The organism is Mesorhizobium liriopis, from assembly GCF_024053505.1.
Taxonomy (GTDB): Bacteria; Pseudomonadota; Alphaproteobacteria; order Rhizobiales; family Rhizobiaceae; genus Mesorhizobium_B; species Mesorhizobium_B liriopis.
The window spans coordinates 494,860-507,576 of record NZ_JAMXQS010000001.1 but is presented as its reverse complement, the minus strand read 5'-3'; the positions used below and the strand labels follow the sequence as shown (position 1 = coordinate 507,576).

Here is a 12,717-nt window from a genome sequence, read left to right as displayed (position 1 = left end):
CTCGGTTTTTAAAGGTTTAATCGGACGGGAAAGCGAACACGCCCGCGATGCGCCGCGACCAGTGCGGCCCAAGCGGCGACACCGTCACCGCATGTCCCTGATAGGCATGGATGAAGCGCTCGTCGGAAAGGAGAATGCCCGCATGCTGCGCCGGCAGATGCCGCCGCCAGCGGAACAGGACGACATGCCCCGCCGCACGTTCCGCGGGCGGCACCTCGCGCAGATGCAGCCGTGCCGCGTCGAGCATCCGCTCGGCGCCCCCGGTCTCGGCCCAATCCATGGCATAAGGCCCCGGCTCCGGCGGCTCTTGCGCTTGCACCGCCGGCCAGACGCCCAGCACCAGCCCCAGACAGTCACAGCCCACGCCCTTGCGCCGCCCCTGATGCCGATAAGGCGTGCCTACGCAGCTCATCGCCTCGGCCACGACCCGATCCGCGCTCATGGCACCAGCGCCCCGCCGTCGAAAACGGCACCTTCCGAAACATATTCTTAGGCCCGGTCATTGCCCGGCAGATGCGGAAAGCCGCGAAAGTTCAGTCCATTGCCGAACTTCCCCTTGCAGGTGCCGAAACTCTTGTCGCACCCCGCCGTGACAACGACCGCATCGCCCGCTTCCGGCAAACCGGACGTGCCCCTTTCCAAGACAAGCGTTGCGAACCCGTCTCCACCCCGATGCTCCCGCACCCGCGCCGATCTCTTCTCCCCCCAACGCACGGTCCCGTAAGCGAACCAACCGGCCTCGAAACTGCCAAGCCCGGAAAGGTGCACGGTCCCCATCGGCTCCACCGCCAGCACCGTGCTTTCGGCACGATAGGCGTCGCCATCCAGTCCGACCTTGCAGCGCACGTCCCCCAATTCGGCGTCGCAAGTCCGCGTCACGAACCGCCCTTTCGGCTGGTCCAGCGCCCGCATCGGGCTTTCCAGTTCCGCGACGAAGCTTCCATCGCTGCGCACGATCCGCCCGATATGCGCCACCCGCAGCAGCCCATGCTCACCGGGCTCCTGCCAGTTCACCAGAAACGTCTCGACCCGCGCCCCGTCATAAAGCCCGGCATCGATATCCGCCTCGCTGATCGCCAGAGACGACAGCGCGCCCTCGACCTCGGCCCGGCTCGCCCCGAACCCCAGCGAACTCTTCGCCTCGCTTGCCGAAAACCCGCTTTCCGGCGCAAAGCTCACGCCGCCCCATTCCAGCGCACGGTCATGGTCCGTGAACCCGAACACGACGCCATCGCGCCGCTCGACCCTCCAGCAATGGCAGAGCGTCGTTACCGGGGCCGCCAGCGACGCCCTGAACGTCTCCGGGAACCGCATCATGCCTGCACCTCGACCAGCGGAACGGCAGGCACCTGGCCGGCCTTGAACGCCGTCAGGCTGGCCTCCAGCCGCTCCGTGTCGAAGCGCACCGGCACGTCGAACTCGAAGCCCGCCGTCACCACCTGTCCTGCCAAGGGCACATGCCCGGCCGCAAACACGACCGCGCCCGCCTCCGCATCCAGCGTGAACGCCGCGCCGCTCTTCTCGACGCCAGCGACCGCAACCTTGACCGTCCCCGGCACCGGCTTCGTGATCGGCCGCCGCACAGCGTCGGCCCCGGTTCCATAGGTCTTCACCAGCGCAAACCGCGCCTCTGATCCGGTCCCCGTTCCGATCACCTGATCCGTCGCCCGCACGACGCCGTCCGGCGCGCAGGATTTCATGTCGAACGGATCGCGAAAGCGAAACGCATGCAGCGACCCACGCCGCGCCTCGAAAAACGCCATCAGCTCGTAGAGATCGCCCAGCGAGCGCACACCCGACCCTGCATCGAAGCGCCGCCGCGACTGGCTGAACCGCGCATTGCGCCGCTCATGCCCCGATTGCAGCTGAACGATCTCGGTCCGCCGCTCCGGCCCACCCGTCGCGCCGAACGCGACAGCCAGCGGAAACCGCACATCATGAAACGCCGAAAGCGCCATGCGTTCTCCTTTGAATGTGAATGATGAGATGTGGGATTGGACCGTCGTGGCCTCGCCACCAACGCCCAACGCTGCTCAAAACGTCCGCGCCCCTCTCGAAACCGCCCGCGCCAGCATGCCCGTCACCTGCGCTTCCGATTTCCGAAACGACCCCGCATCCGTCGCGGTCACGTTGAACACCACGTTCACCGCCGACCCACCGCCGCCACCCGCCACGCCGAGCCTGCCATCCGCGCCGCGCGCCAGTGGCATGATGGCCTCCGGCCCCGCTTCGCCCATCAGGCCCAGCGAGTTGCCAGCCGGAAAATAGCTCGGCGAAGACACCACCCCGCCTTTCGCGAACGGCATCACCGAAACCCCACCCATCAGCGTGCCCAGAAACCCGCTCGCCAGGCCCTGCAACGGTTTGAGCCCCTCGCTCAGCGCCATGCCGGCGAGGTTGAGCCCCACGCGCTTCAGCACATCGTCCAGCTCCCGCCCGCCCACAGTCGCGCTCCGCAACGCGCCCGTCAGCTGTGCGCCGAACCCGTTCGAAAGCCGCTGAAGATTGTTCAGCGCCACCTCGAAGGGCGCGGTATCGGCCGTTACCGCCACCGTCACTTCTTCAGCCATCCACCCTCTCCGTATCGGGAAACGCCCGCATCAGCGCGCCGAGCTGTTCGCGCCCGAACCCTTCAACATCAGGCAAAAAGAAGCTCAGCGCGCGCTCCAACTCGCGCGGCGTCATCGTCCAGAACTCTTGCGGTGCCAGCCGCAGGAAGCCGAGGCCCAGCGCCATCGCGCGAGCCCAGGGAAAGGCCTTGGCCTCTAGGCTTCCTGCGGCACCGGAGGGCGCGTGGCGGCCTCGCCGCCGAACGTCGCCACCAGCAATTCGCCGACGATCCGCGCGAACCCGGTCACCCCGTCCGGCGTCCGCATCGCGGCCACGGCTTCGTCGCTGATATCGCTGCCGCCACCCCGCAGCCCCGCCCCGATGATGCGCACCAGATCCCGCGCCGAGAGCCGCCCCGTCCCGAACCGCTCGGCGAGTGCTCCCAGATCATCCACGCCGAATGCCGTTTCCAGTTCAGCCAGCGCGCCGAGCGTCAGGCAGAGCCGATAGGTCCGTCCGTCCAGTTCCGCCGCCACCTCGCCGCGATGCCGGTTCACGCTCATGGCATCACCGTGAAGCTCAGGGCGCCCGCCGATTCCAGCGCGATCTCGAAGGTCAGCTCGGCATCGTGCGCGCCGGAATATTCCAGCGAACTCACCTGAAACGGGCCTTCCACCACGCCGAAGCTCGGAATGGCCACCTGCCAGCGGCTCACCGCGCCCGCAAAGAAGCGTTCGCGCACCGCCGCGTCCGATGGCGCATCCTTGAAGATGCCCGCCCCGCTCAAGGCAGCGCGCTGCACGCCGGCGCCACCCAGCAATTCGCGCCAGCGCCCGGCGGACTCCGAGTCGGTCACATCCACCGTCTGGCTGTTGAACGCCAATCGCTTCGAGCGCAGCCCGGCCACGGAAACGAAGTTGCCGTTGCCATCCGCGTCGAGCTTCAAAAGAAGGTCCTTGCCCTTCTGTGCGGCCATCAGGCCCTCCTTATGTTTGAATTCTTCAAGCGATCTCGATCAGCGCGCGAAACCGCAAAATGCCCTCGCGCAGCCCCAACCCGTCCGCATCGCGAAACTCGGCCTGCACGAAGCGCAGATCGACCAGCCGACAGGCGCCTAGCACCAACCCCGCGCCGTCCAGCACAGCCTTCACCGACCCCGCCATCTCCTGCGCGGCCTTGCGCCCCCGCGCCCACACATGCAGGCTGAAAAGATGTTCCTCGCCCTTTTCGGTCGATGTGCTCCAGTCCACCGCGCTCGCGCGCCCGAAAGAGACGTAAGGCAGCAGAGACCCCACCGGCACGCCGTCGAACACCCGCAGGCCCGCCAGTGACAGCCGCTCGAACATCGCCCTTTGCAGTTCAGCGCTCGCCTGCGTCATCGCCTCTCCTTTCCGCTTTAGATGTCGCAACCTGCTCCGCCAGTGCATGAGCCCGCAGCCGCAACGCCGCGATCAGCCTGCTGAAATCGAGCTTTCCGCCAAGCTTCACCGCCCCGCCTCCCGCACCAGGCATTGCAGAAATCGCCCGCGCTCTTCCGGATCGTGCACGGCTGAAATCTCCAGCACGCGCTCCCCGAACAGAAACCGCATCCCGTTCTTCAGATCGTCGCGAAACCGCACCGTCACCCGATGCGTCACCCGCGCTTCCGCATGATCGGCAACCGTCACGCTGCGCGCAGAGACCGGCTCGATCCGCGCGAACACCCGCGCCACCTCCTGCCAGTCCTCGGCATGCCCGCCCTGCCCGTCCGGCACGGGCGCCATGCGCTGCAACACCATCTCGTGCCGCAGCGTCCCCGCAAAGATGCGCGCCGCCACTAGAGGCGCCTCAACCGAAACGGCGCGATCAGCCGCTCGAATTGCGCCGGGTAAGACACCGGCTGCTCGTCTGGCCCGAAGCTCCCACGCATCTCGAACCAGTGCCCCACGAGCACCAAAAGCGCGAGCTTCAGCCCTTCCGGCACCGCAGTCCCGTCGGTGCCGTACCCGGCCGTAAAATCGATCTCGATCCCGTTCAGCGCCCGCGCATTCACCGCCGGCATCTCGGCCTGCACCCGCGCCGGCCGCGACACGCGATCCACGCCATACCGCTCCGGCTCGATCACCACCGGCACGCCATCGCTTCCGTAAACCGTCAGCGCATCCACGTCCGAAACCGGATACCGCAGCAGCTTCACCACGCCACCGCGCGGCCAGCGATCCAGCACCAGCCGCCATTTCTGCTCGATCAGCGCGAGGCCCGTCTGATCCTCCACCGCCTCGCGCGCGGCGCGGATCAGCCCTTCGAGCAGATCATCCTCGCTCTCATGCGTCACGCGCAGATGCGCCTTGGCCTGCGCCAGCGGCACCGGCTCCACCGCCGGGCCGACCGTTCTGAAAAGCGTCATCGCGCCACTCACTCATCGATTGGGAAAAGAAAAGCGGCCCCGGCGGGAGAAACCGGGGCCGCTCACAGCACGGCATCGAACAGCAGGCGGCAGGGGTTCCGCCTGTTATCCGACCGTTAGGCCGCGCTGTATTTCAGCAGCTTGATCGCGTCGAAGTCCTGCACGCCGCCACCCACGCGCTTGGTTGTGTAGAAAAGCACGTAAGGCTTTGCGGAATACGGGTCGCGCAGCACGCGCACGCCGGCGCGGTCGACGATCAGATAGCCCCGCGCGAAATCACCGAAGGCGATCGGGGTCGCATTGGCTGCCGCATCCGGCATATCCTCGGCCTCGACCAGCCCGAAGCCCATCAGGCTCGCGCGGCCACCCGCCTGCGCCGGGGGCGACCACAGATAATTGCCGTCCGCGTCCTTCAGCTTGCGCACCGCCGCCTGCACCTTGCGGTTCATCAGCCAGTTCGCGTTCTGCCGGTAACCCGCCTTCAGCGCATAAACGAGGTCGATCAGCACGTCCGACGGGTTGCTCGCCGGCAGCGCACCCGCAACGCCGGTCGGCACATATCCGAGGCTTCCCCAGGTCCAGTCGCCTTCATGCACGTTCGGGGTGGTCAGGAAACCCTTTGGCTTGTTCAAGCCGTCGCCAACCACGAAAGCCTTGCCCTCCTGCTCGGCGAAGGCCGCCTCGACCTCGTCCGAGATCCACTGGTCGAGATCGACGACCGCATCCTCGAGCAGCGCCTGCGTCGCCGCAGGCATGGCGTAGAGTTCCACTGTCGGGAACTGCAGCTCGGTCAGCGTCGCGCTTGCCGTCTGCGGCCGCGCTGCCGTTTCCGCGACCCAGCCCGTCGCCGGTCCGCTCACCGAGAACGGTTTCTTGAGAAGAGCCGTCGAAACCTGCCGCACCGTCGCCAGCGCACGGATCGGCGAGAGTGAAGCCAGCCGCTTGCCGATCTCGGCCTCGGTTTCCGGCGGCACCAGATAGCCGCCATCCTGCCCCGAACCATAGGACATGGCCTTGGTGTCGAGCGCGCGGATCGCCGCCTCGTCGCCGCCGCGCACATAGGCCTCGAACGCGCTCTTGTGCTCGCTCGGCGTCACCGCTCCCCCGCCGAGTGCCGGACGACGCCCCTTCAGCGTCAGCGCATCCAGCGCCTTCTTCTGCTCGTCCAGCACGCGATTGATGCGGTCCACCTTCTCGACCGTCACCACATCCTCGCCGCTCTTGCCTTCGAGTTCGTGCAGGCGGCGGTCATTGCTTTCCTTGAAGGCCTCGAAGCTCGTCATGAACTCGCCGAAGGCCTGCTTCACATCCCAGTCGCCCGCCGATTTCGTTTCCAATGCCGCCACGTTCTCTGCTGCTTCCATCTATCCCTCATCCTCTCACGTTGAAAATTTCGCTCGCCTGCCGGATCAGGCCCGCAAGGCTCCGCCCATGCCGCTGCTCGGCCTTCAGGCTTTCCACCCGCGCGCCGGGCAGCATCGGGAAAGTCACCACCGAGATTTCCCAAAGATCGGCCTCGACGATCCGCCGTGTGCCGGACGCCTTGTCGGTGCGTGCCCGCAGCGTCTTGAAGCCGATCGAAAGCCCGTCGATGGCGCCCGCCTCCATCAGGCTCAGCACCTCACGCGCCTTGGAAACATCCGTCGCGAGCCGCCCTCGCACCAAGAGCCCGCGCCGGTCCTCGGCAATCGACAGCCAGGCACCGATCGGCTGGTTCGGGTCGTGCTGGAACAGCATCCGCACGCCCTTCACGCCCCGCCGTTCCAGCGACCGGTTGAACGCCCCGCGTTCCACCACGTCGCGGCCGAGATCGGCCACGCCGAACAGGCTCGCATAGCCCTCGAACACGCCGTCGGGCTTCACGCTTTCGCGTGACAGGCTCGCGCGCTTGCGCTCATAGACCCACGGAAACTCACCCAAGCTCGCCACCCTCCTCGTGCTTTTGCGAACGCGGCGTGGCGCGCATCAGGTGCCGCAACAGCCCCAGCGCCCACCACGCGCAAAGGCTCGCCGCCGCCGATCCCATCAGCATGATCTCGGTCGGCCCCAGGAGCCCGCCGATCTGCAGTTCGTTGGCGATCTTCAGCCCGGCGGTGGACCCGAACACCAGTCCACAGGTCACGCCCGTTACGAACCGGGCCGCAGCCTCATGACGGCCGCTCGGCAGCATGTAGGCCAGCGATACCGCGGAGCCCGCCACCGCGCCCGCGCATTTCGCGGCCCACAGCCAGGCCGCTTCATTCTCCACGCTCATGGCGCACCTCCTTGGAGCCTGTTTGAGAATTCATCGGCGGAGGGCCAGCGAGGGATTTTCGTTGCTCCGCGAGGCGCCGAACGCAGACGATGCCTGAAGCATCGGCGAGGCTCGGCAACGAGGCGGGCGGCAAAAAGAACCGCTGGGCCGACCCGAGGACATTTTCAAGCAGGCTCACGAGGTCGGGGCGCATAGCCCACGGCCTGCCTCTTCTCGTCCTCATCAAGAAAGCTCGCCGCTTCGAGCCTCGCCCAAAGCGCGTCACGTTCGGCCGCCAGCCCATCCACGCGGTCGAAGTCCAGTTCCAGCCGCAGCCGCTCGCCGAACACCGGCGCCAGCCAGCACGAAAGCTCGCGCGCCACGCGGTTCGCGAGCGGCTGCACGGTCAGCCGGAAGAAGGCCCGGTTGGCCTCCTGGTAATTCGCGTAAGTGTTGTCGCCCGGAATGCCGAGCAGCATCGGCGGCACGCCGAAGGCCAGCGCAATGTCGCGCGCGGCGCCGTTGCGCGCTTCCATGAAATCCATGTCCTTCGGCGTCAGCCCCATCGGCTTCCAGTCGAGTCCGCCTTCGAGCAGCAGCGGGCGCCCCGCCCGTTGCGCCCCCTGATAGCCCTCTTCCAATTCGCCTTTGAGCCGGTCGAACTGGTCGTCCGACAGGTTGCCGCCATCCTTGGGCGCATAGACGAGCGCACCGGATGGCCGCGCCGAATTGTCGAGCAATGCCTTGTTCCAGCGGCTCGCCGCATTGTGCGTGTCGAGTGCCATCAAGGCCGCTTCGAGCGGCGGAAAGCCCGCATGGTCGTCGAGCGGATGAAACAGCGTCAGCTGCGCCACGCCCCCACCCGCTCCGATCCCGAATGCCACACGCCGCTTCGCCCGCCCCTCGCGATGCTCCAGCGCCACCGGCCAACCATGGCTGTCGGTCGCCACGCTCACCCGGTCGGGCCGCAACAGATGCAGTTCGCGCGCCGCCCCTTCCGTCTCGATCAGCTCCGGATAGGCGTTGCCGGAAATTAGCAGGTGCCCGTAAAGCGCCTCCATGAAGCTCGGCCCGCTCTGCCGTGCGTTGGGCCGCCCGAGCAGCGCCAGAAACGGATGCGTCTCGATCTCCGCCGCGCCGTCATAGAGCAGCCAGGGAATGGCCGAGGCACTTTCCGCGATCATCCGCACCGCGCGATGCGCCACCGGGTTGCGCATGAACCCTTCGCGCGCCAGCGTCGCATAGTCCCGCCGCGCCCAGCGTGCTTCGCCGGCCTGATGGAGTGCGACGAACCCGCCAGCGCTCTTTCTTTCCACACGCGGCTCCTCGACGCGCGCGGGCTCGTTTCCAGCCCGTGGCCGGAACCAGTTCAAACCCATCGGTTTCCTCCGAAATCAGATATCGCGGATGCGCGGTCGCGGTGCCCAGCCGGGCATCAGCTCCGTTACGGCCCAGACCAGCGCGTCCGTGCGGTCGGGCGAACGCCCGCTCGTCAAACCGTCCGGCCCGAAATCGCACATCTCGTCTTCGAGCGCCTTGAAGCGCCCGGCATGTTTCACCCGGCCCTGCTCGTAGAGGGCCGCCACCGGCTCCGCCCGAAGCCATTTCGCGCGCGCCGCCCGCACTGGCTTCACCGGCACGAGCGGATCGACCGTGCGGATCACAGCCGTGACCATCTCGCCGCCCTGGTTCACCTCCGCCACGAGGCAATCCGCGCCCAGCCTGTGATAAAGGCTCACCGCCCGCGTCGCCCAGGCCTGCGGTTTCGCGGCGCCGAGCGTCTCATCCGCCAGCACGACGATCCGCCCGTCGTCCGTCAACCCGACCGCCACGATCCCGCAGGCATCCGAACTCTTGCGGCTCGTCGCCGGCGGATCGACCGCCACCACGATGCGCCGCATCTCGGGCACATCCGCGAGATACGCCTGTTCCACCATCTCACGCGACCAGAGCGCGCCCTCGCGCTCCTCGATCAGCTCGCCATCCAGCTCCTGCCGCCCGAGCCTCGTGTTGCCGTAGCGTTTCGCCACTGCCGCCAGAAAGCCCGGCGCCAGATTGTCCCGGTTCTCATCCGTGCTCATCCGCGTCACATGGACCGATGGATCGTTCAACAGGCGCTTGAACAGCGGCGTCGGCCGAGGCGTCGTCGTCACCAGCTGGCGCGGCCGCTCGCCGAGGCGCAAACCGAACTGCAGCATGTCGAAGGTCGCTTCCGCGTTCTTCCACTTCGCCAGCTCGTCGCACCACGCGGCATAGAATTGCGGTCCGCGCAGGCTTTCCGGGTCTTCCGACGAGAAGATGTGCGCCACCGCCCCGCTGTCCCAGACCAGCCGCTTGCGGCTCGGTTCGAAACGCGGCCGGTCGCCGCGTGAGATGCTGACGATGCCGGAAGGCCCGTCCACCATGACCTCGCGCACATCGCTCAGCGTTTCACCGACGAGTGCCAACACCATGTGCTTGTCGTGGGGCTTGGCGAATGGCGGCAGTCCGCGCACCATGCCGTTCACCCATTCGGCTCCCAGCCGCGTCTTGCCCGCGCCGCGTCCGCCCGTCAGCAGCCAGGTGTCCGGCATTCGTTCCAGCGGATATTGCTTGAGCCGCGCCCGGTGCAGCCACTCACCTTCCGTGCGCCACGCCTCGTTGGGTGACAGCACCCGTCTCGACCAGCCAAGCTGCATAGCCTCGAGCCAGTTCGATGATGCGCCGGTCGATGCGGTCGAGAATATCGGCGAGTTCTCCATCGCGGCCCGTCTGCTCCTCCTTCGCCTGTTCGCGGGCGAACGCGTCCACCTTTTCCAGCGTGCGGATCATCGACCACACCGCGTCGATCCGGCTCTTGTCGAGCGCCTGCCCGCCACTCTCTGTCCCGATCGCTTCCACCTCGCGCATCACACGCTCGACAGCGCGCTTGAGCCGCGCCGTGGCGGATTCCTCGCTTTCCGCTGCGACCCAGCGCTCGGCATCCGCCCGCATCCGAACCACGCGCGCACTGCGATCAATCGCTGCCGCCAATCGCTCGATCGTCGCCGGCGCGCCCTCATGCATCGCGCGCATGGCCGCGAACGCTGCATCCGAGGTTTTCGCCTCTGCTTCGTCCCCACCCATCCGATGTCCTTGTAGATTGTCTCGGAGCAGCAGGGCCGCGCCCCGCACTCGCAATTCTCCGACGATAACAAGACCCTACCAAACCACCGTCACGGTGTCAAGAATATATTCCTATTTATTTTTTCTGTGCGCTGCCATTTTCTCATCAAAGGGTGTGGCGCAGATGCCCTTGAAGGCGCCATTGAGATCGCGGAGAATCTTAACCTGCGGAGGGTTAGGTCAGTTCTCTGCAAGCGCCTCATCAAGAACGGTGCGACAGGGAGTCTGAGTGTCGAAAGCCATGGAAGGCCCATCGCATATGCGCAGGCTGCGCAGCGGCTTTGCACGGCGAATGCTCGCATTCGACGCCTGGATCGATTCGTCTCTCTACGAGGCCGGCTTTCAGGCCCGCGAAGCGTGGGAAATCCTCACCATCTTCTTCCGCCGCTTCCGCGTGTCCGGCTGGCGCCGTGGCGTCGTCGAAGTCTTAAGCGAAGGCTTCACGCTCGGCACCGCCGGCTGCATCCTTCTTCTGATGCTCGCCATGCCCGCTTTCGAGGAAACCACCACCGACTGGCGCAACCAGGGCGACTTCGCCGTCACCTTTCTCGACCGCCACGGCAACGAGATCGGCTCGCGCGGCATCATCCAGCGCGATTCGGTGCCTGTCGACGAGATGCCCGATCACGTCATCAAGGCCGTGCTCGCCACCGAAGACCGCCGCTTCTTCGACCATTACGGCATCGACTTCCTCGGCCTTGCGCGCGCCATGGGCGAGAACGTCCGCGCGAATTCGGTGGTCCAAGGCGGCTCGACGCTCACCCAGCAGCTCGCCAAGAACCTGTTCCTGTCCAATGAGCGCACCTTCGAGCGCAAGATCAAGGAAGCTTTCCTGGCTCTCTGGCTCGAGGCCAACCTGTCGAAAAAGGAAATCCTCCAGCTTTATCTCGACCGCGCTTATATGGGCGGCGGCACTTTCGGCATCACGGCTGCGGCCAACTTCTATTTCGGCAAGCAGGTCAAGGATCTGACCGTTGCCGAAGGCGCCATGCTCGCGGGACTTTTCAAGGCGCCAGCGAAATACGCCCCGCATATGAATCTGCCGGCCGCCCGCGCCCGCGCCGCGGTCGTTCTATCGAACCTCGTCGAGGGCGGCTTCATGTCCGAAGGCCAGGTGCTCCAGGCCCGCCTGCACCCGGCCGAAGTGGTCGATCGCGGCACCATCAAATCGCCCGACTACTTCCTCGACTGGGCCTTCGATGAGGTGAAGAAGGTCGCGACCCCGCTCGGCATCCATTCCATGGTGGCCCGCACCACCTTCGACCCCTCCATCCAGACGGCTGCCGAAGAGTCCCTCGAATACCACCTGCGCCAGTTCGGCAAGCAATATCGCGTCAAGGAAGGCGCGGTGGTCGTCCTCGACAATGATGGTGCGGTCCGCGCCATTGTCGGCGGGCGCGACTACGGCACGAGCCAGTTCAACCGCGCCACCCGCGCCCAGCGTCAGGCCGGCTCGTCGTTCAAGCCTTACGTCTATGCCACGGCCATGGAAAACGGCTTCAAGCCCGAATCCGTCGTTTCCGGCGGCCCGATAAGTTGGGGCAATTGGTCACCCCAAAATTACGCCCGTCGCTTCCTGGGCAAGATGACGCTGTCCACCGCGCTCATCAACTCGATCAACACCGTTCCCGTGCGCCTCGCCAAGGAACACCTCGGCACCAAGTCCATCAAGGCGATGGCCGAGGCGTTCGGCGTCGAATCGCCCATCAGCGAGTACAAGACCATGGTGCTCGGCACCTCGGGCATGACGGTGATGGATCAAGCCACCGGCTACGAAGTCTTCGCCGATGGCGGCTTCGCCGGTAAGCGCCACGGCATCACGCAGATCCTCACCCATTCCGGCGACACCGTTTACGACTGGAACCGCGACGCGCCCCCGCCCCGCCGTGTGCTTTCCGAGCAGGCCGTCGCCTCGATGAACTCGATTCTCGTCCAAATCCCCGAGATCGGCACAGCCCGCCGGGCCGCCCTGCCCGGCATCCGCACGGCTGGCAAGACCGGCACCTCGCAGTCCTATCGCGATGCCTGGTTCGTCGGCTTCACAGGCAACTTCACGGCAGCCGTCTGGCTCGGCAATGACGACTACACCACCACCAATGAAATGACCGGCGGTTCACTGCCCGCCATGGTCTGGCAGCGCCTGATGCTGTCCGCCCACAAGGGCGTCACGCTCAAGCCTATCCCCGGCATCAAAAATCCGTTCGTGGACCCCAAGCTGATCGCCAAGGCCAAGGAGAAGGAAGGCGAGACCGACGACGCGCCCGCCGAGGAGCCCGCAGCCCCGCAGATCCTGTCGGGTGCCACCACCCGCGTGCTGCGCGACCTCGCCGACCGCTTCGGCGCGATCGCGACACCGCCCGTCGCCGCGCAGAAGCCCGCGACGCTTTCCGCGCTTTGACGACGC

General features: G+C 66.4%; 17 protein-coding genes. 1 reads left to right on the top strand and 16 read right to left on the bottom strand.

The features are described 5' to 3' along the window. Positions 1-16: 16 nt before the first annotated feature. From NGM99_RS02420 to NGM99_RS02345, 16 genes are all read right to left on the bottom strand, one after another. Complete coding sequence (locus tag NGM99_RS02420) at positions 17-442, bottom strand: NlpC/P60 family protein (protein ID WP_252815560.1); 426 nt, start codon at positions 440-442, stop codon at positions 17-19. 47 nt (positions 443-489) lie between these two features. Beyond that, positions 490-1,317 carry a phage/gene transfer agent baseplate hub protein gene (locus tag NGM99_RS02415; RefSeq protein ID WP_252815558.1) on the bottom strand — a complete coding sequence of 276 codons (828 nt, stop codon included), beginning with the start codon at positions 1,315-1,317 and terminating at the stop codon, positions 490-492. Further along, entirely contained in the window at positions 1,314-1,958 is a 645-nt protein-coding gene (locus tag NGM99_RS02410; protein ID WP_252815556.1) for a DUF2460 domain-containing protein, read from the bottom strand. The genes NGM99_RS02415 and NGM99_RS02410 overlap by 4 nt, the downstream gene beginning before the upstream one ends. Before the next feature lie 75 nt (positions 1,959-2,033). After that, positions 2,034-2,570: a phage tail tape measure protein gene (locus NGM99_RS02405; protein ID WP_252815554.1), complete on the bottom strand. Its 537-nt coding sequence runs from the start codon at positions 2,568-2,570 to the stop codon at positions 2,034-2,036. Continuing rightward, positions 2,563-2,736, bottom strand: coding sequence for a phage tail assembly chaperone (locus NGM99_RS02400; protein WP_252815552.1), 174 nt, complete (start codon positions 2,734-2,736; stop codon positions 2,563-2,565). The genes NGM99_RS02405 and NGM99_RS02400 overlap by 8 nt, the downstream gene beginning before the upstream one ends. Positions 2,737-2,765: 29 nt before the next feature. Continuing rightward, positions 2,766-3,113 (bottom strand): gene transfer agent family protein, encoded by a 348-nt coding sequence (locus NGM99_RS02395; protein WP_252815550.1) that lies wholly within the window; start codon positions 3,111-3,113, stop codon positions 2,766-2,768. Beyond that, positions 3,110-3,526: a phage major tail protein, TP901-1 family gene (locus tag NGM99_RS02390; protein ID WP_252815548.1), complete on the bottom strand. Its 417-nt coding sequence runs from the start codon at positions 3,524-3,526 to the stop codon at positions 3,110-3,112. Before NGM99_RS02390 ends, NGM99_RS02395 begins: the two co-directional genes overlap by 4 nt. Positions 3,527-3,551: 25 nt before the next feature. Beyond that, positions 3,552-3,929 (bottom strand): DUF3168 domain-containing protein, encoded by a 378-nt coding sequence (locus tag NGM99_RS02385; protein WP_252815546.1) that lies wholly within the window; start codon positions 3,927-3,929, stop codon positions 3,552-3,554. A 105-nt stretch (positions 3,930-4,034) separates the two neighbouring features. Beyond that, positions 4,035-4,367 carry a phage head closure protein gene (locus NGM99_RS02380; RefSeq protein WP_252815544.1) on the bottom strand — a complete coding sequence of 111 codons (333 nt, stop codon included), beginning with the start codon at positions 4,365-4,367 and terminating at the stop codon, positions 4,035-4,037. After that, positions 4,367-4,936, bottom strand: coding sequence for a head-tail connector protein (locus NGM99_RS02375; RefSeq protein WP_252815542.1), 570 nt, complete (start codon positions 4,934-4,936; stop codon positions 4,367-4,369). Before NGM99_RS02375 ends, NGM99_RS02380 begins: the two co-directional genes overlap by 1 nt. A gap of 116 nt (positions 4,937-5,052) precedes the next feature. Then, positions 5,053-6,300 (bottom strand): phage major capsid protein, encoded by a 1,248-nt coding sequence (locus NGM99_RS02370; protein ID WP_252815540.1) that lies wholly within the window; start codon positions 6,298-6,300, stop codon positions 5,053-5,055. Positions 6,301-6,307: 7 nt separating this feature from the next. Further along, entirely contained in the window at positions 6,308-6,856 is a 549-nt protein-coding gene (locus NGM99_RS02365; protein ID WP_435371366.1) for an HK97 family phage prohead protease, read from the bottom strand. Then, positions 6,849-7,190, bottom strand: a complete 342-nt coding sequence (locus tag NGM99_RS02360) for a DUF6107 family protein (protein ID WP_353937361.1) — start codon at positions 7,188-7,190, stop codon at positions 6,849-6,851. The genes NGM99_RS02365 and NGM99_RS02360 overlap by 8 nt, the downstream gene beginning before the upstream one ends. Before the next feature lie 164 nt (positions 7,191-7,354). Further along, complete coding sequence (locus NGM99_RS02355) at positions 7,355-8,548, bottom strand: phage portal protein (RefSeq protein WP_252815538.1); 1,194 nt, start codon at positions 8,546-8,548, stop codon at positions 7,355-7,357. A gap of 15 nt (positions 8,549-8,563) precedes the next feature. After that, positions 8,564-9,847: a DNA-packaging protein gene (locus NGM99_RS02350; RefSeq protein ID WP_435371365.1), complete on the bottom strand. Its 1,284-nt coding sequence runs from the start codon at positions 9,845-9,847 to the stop codon at positions 8,564-8,566. Further along, entirely contained in the window at positions 9,786-10,274 is a 489-nt protein-coding gene (locus NGM99_RS02345) for a hypothetical protein (protein ID WP_252815537.1), read from the bottom strand. Before NGM99_RS02345 ends, NGM99_RS02350 begins: the two co-directional genes overlap by 62 nt. Before the next feature lie 280 nt (positions 10,275-10,554). On the opposite strand from NGM99_RS02345, the gene NGM99_RS02340 reads away from it, so the two are divergent. Continuing rightward, a complete protein-coding gene (locus NGM99_RS02340; RefSeq protein ID WP_252815848.1) occupies positions 10,555-12,711 on the top strand; it encodes a transglycosylase domain-containing protein in 2,157 nt (718 codons plus the stop codon). Positions 12,712-12,717 lie beyond the last annotated feature (6 nt).

Excerpts from the sequence above, each read along its gene's own strand:
- NGM99_RS02420 (WP_252815560.1), bottom strand. The coding sequence starts at position 442 with ATGAGCGCGGATCGGGTCGTGGCCGAGGCGATGAGCTGCGTAGGCACG.
- NGM99_RS02415 (WP_252815558.1), bottom strand. The coding sequence starts at position 1,317 with ATGATGCGGTTCCCGGAGACGTTCAGGGCGTCGCTGGCGGCCCCGGTA.
- NGM99_RS02410 (WP_252815556.1), bottom strand. The coding sequence starts at position 1,958 with ATGGCGCTTTCGGCGTTTCATGATGTGCGGTTTCCGCTGGCTGTCGCG.
- NGM99_RS02405 (WP_252815554.1), bottom strand. The coding sequence starts at position 2,570 with ATGGCTGAAGAAGTGACGGTGGCGGTAACGGCCGATACCGCGCCCTTC.
- NGM99_RS02400 (WP_252815552.1), bottom strand. The coding sequence starts at position 2,736 with ATGGCGCTGGGCCTCGGCTTCCTGCGGCTGGCACCGCAAGAGTTCTGG.
- NGM99_RS02395 (WP_252815550.1), bottom strand. The coding sequence starts at position 3,113 with ATGAGCGTGAACCGGCATCGCGGCGAGGTGGCGGCGGAACTGGACGGA.
- NGM99_RS02390 (WP_252815548.1), bottom strand. The coding sequence starts at position 3,526 with ATGGCCGCACAGAAGGGCAAGGACCTTCTTTTGAAGCTCGACGCGGAT.
- NGM99_RS02385 (WP_252815546.1), bottom strand. The coding sequence starts at position 3,929 with ATGACGCAGGCGAGCGCTGAACTGCAAAGGGCGATGTTCGAGCGGCTG.
- NGM99_RS02375 (WP_252815542.1), bottom strand. The coding sequence starts at position 4,936 with ATGACGCTTTTCAGAACGGTCGGCCCGGCGGTGGAGCCGGTGCCGCTG.
- NGM99_RS02370 (WP_252815540.1), bottom strand. The coding sequence starts at position 6,300 with ATGGAAGCAGCAGAGAACGTGGCGGCATTGGAAACGAAATCGGCGGGC.
- NGM99_RS02360 (WP_353937361.1), bottom strand. The coding sequence starts at position 7,190 with ATGAGCGTGGAGAATGAAGCGGCCTGGCTGTGGGCCGCGAAATGCGCG.
- NGM99_RS02355 (WP_252815538.1), bottom strand. The coding sequence starts at position 8,548 with ATGGGTTTGAACTGGTTCCGGCCACGGGCTGGAAACGAGCCCGCGCGC.
- NGM99_RS02350 (WP_435371365.1), bottom strand. The coding sequence starts at position 9,847 with ATGCAGCTTGGCTGGTCGAGACGGGTGCTGTCACCCAACGAGGCGTGG.
- NGM99_RS02345 (WP_252815537.1), bottom strand. The coding sequence starts at position 10,274 with ATGGGTGGGGACGAAGCAGAGGCGAAAACCTCGGATGCAGCGTTCGCG.
- NGM99_RS02340 (WP_252815848.1), top strand. The coding sequence starts at position 10,555 with ATGGAAGGCCCATCGCATATGCGCAGGCTGCGCAGCGGCTTTGCACGG.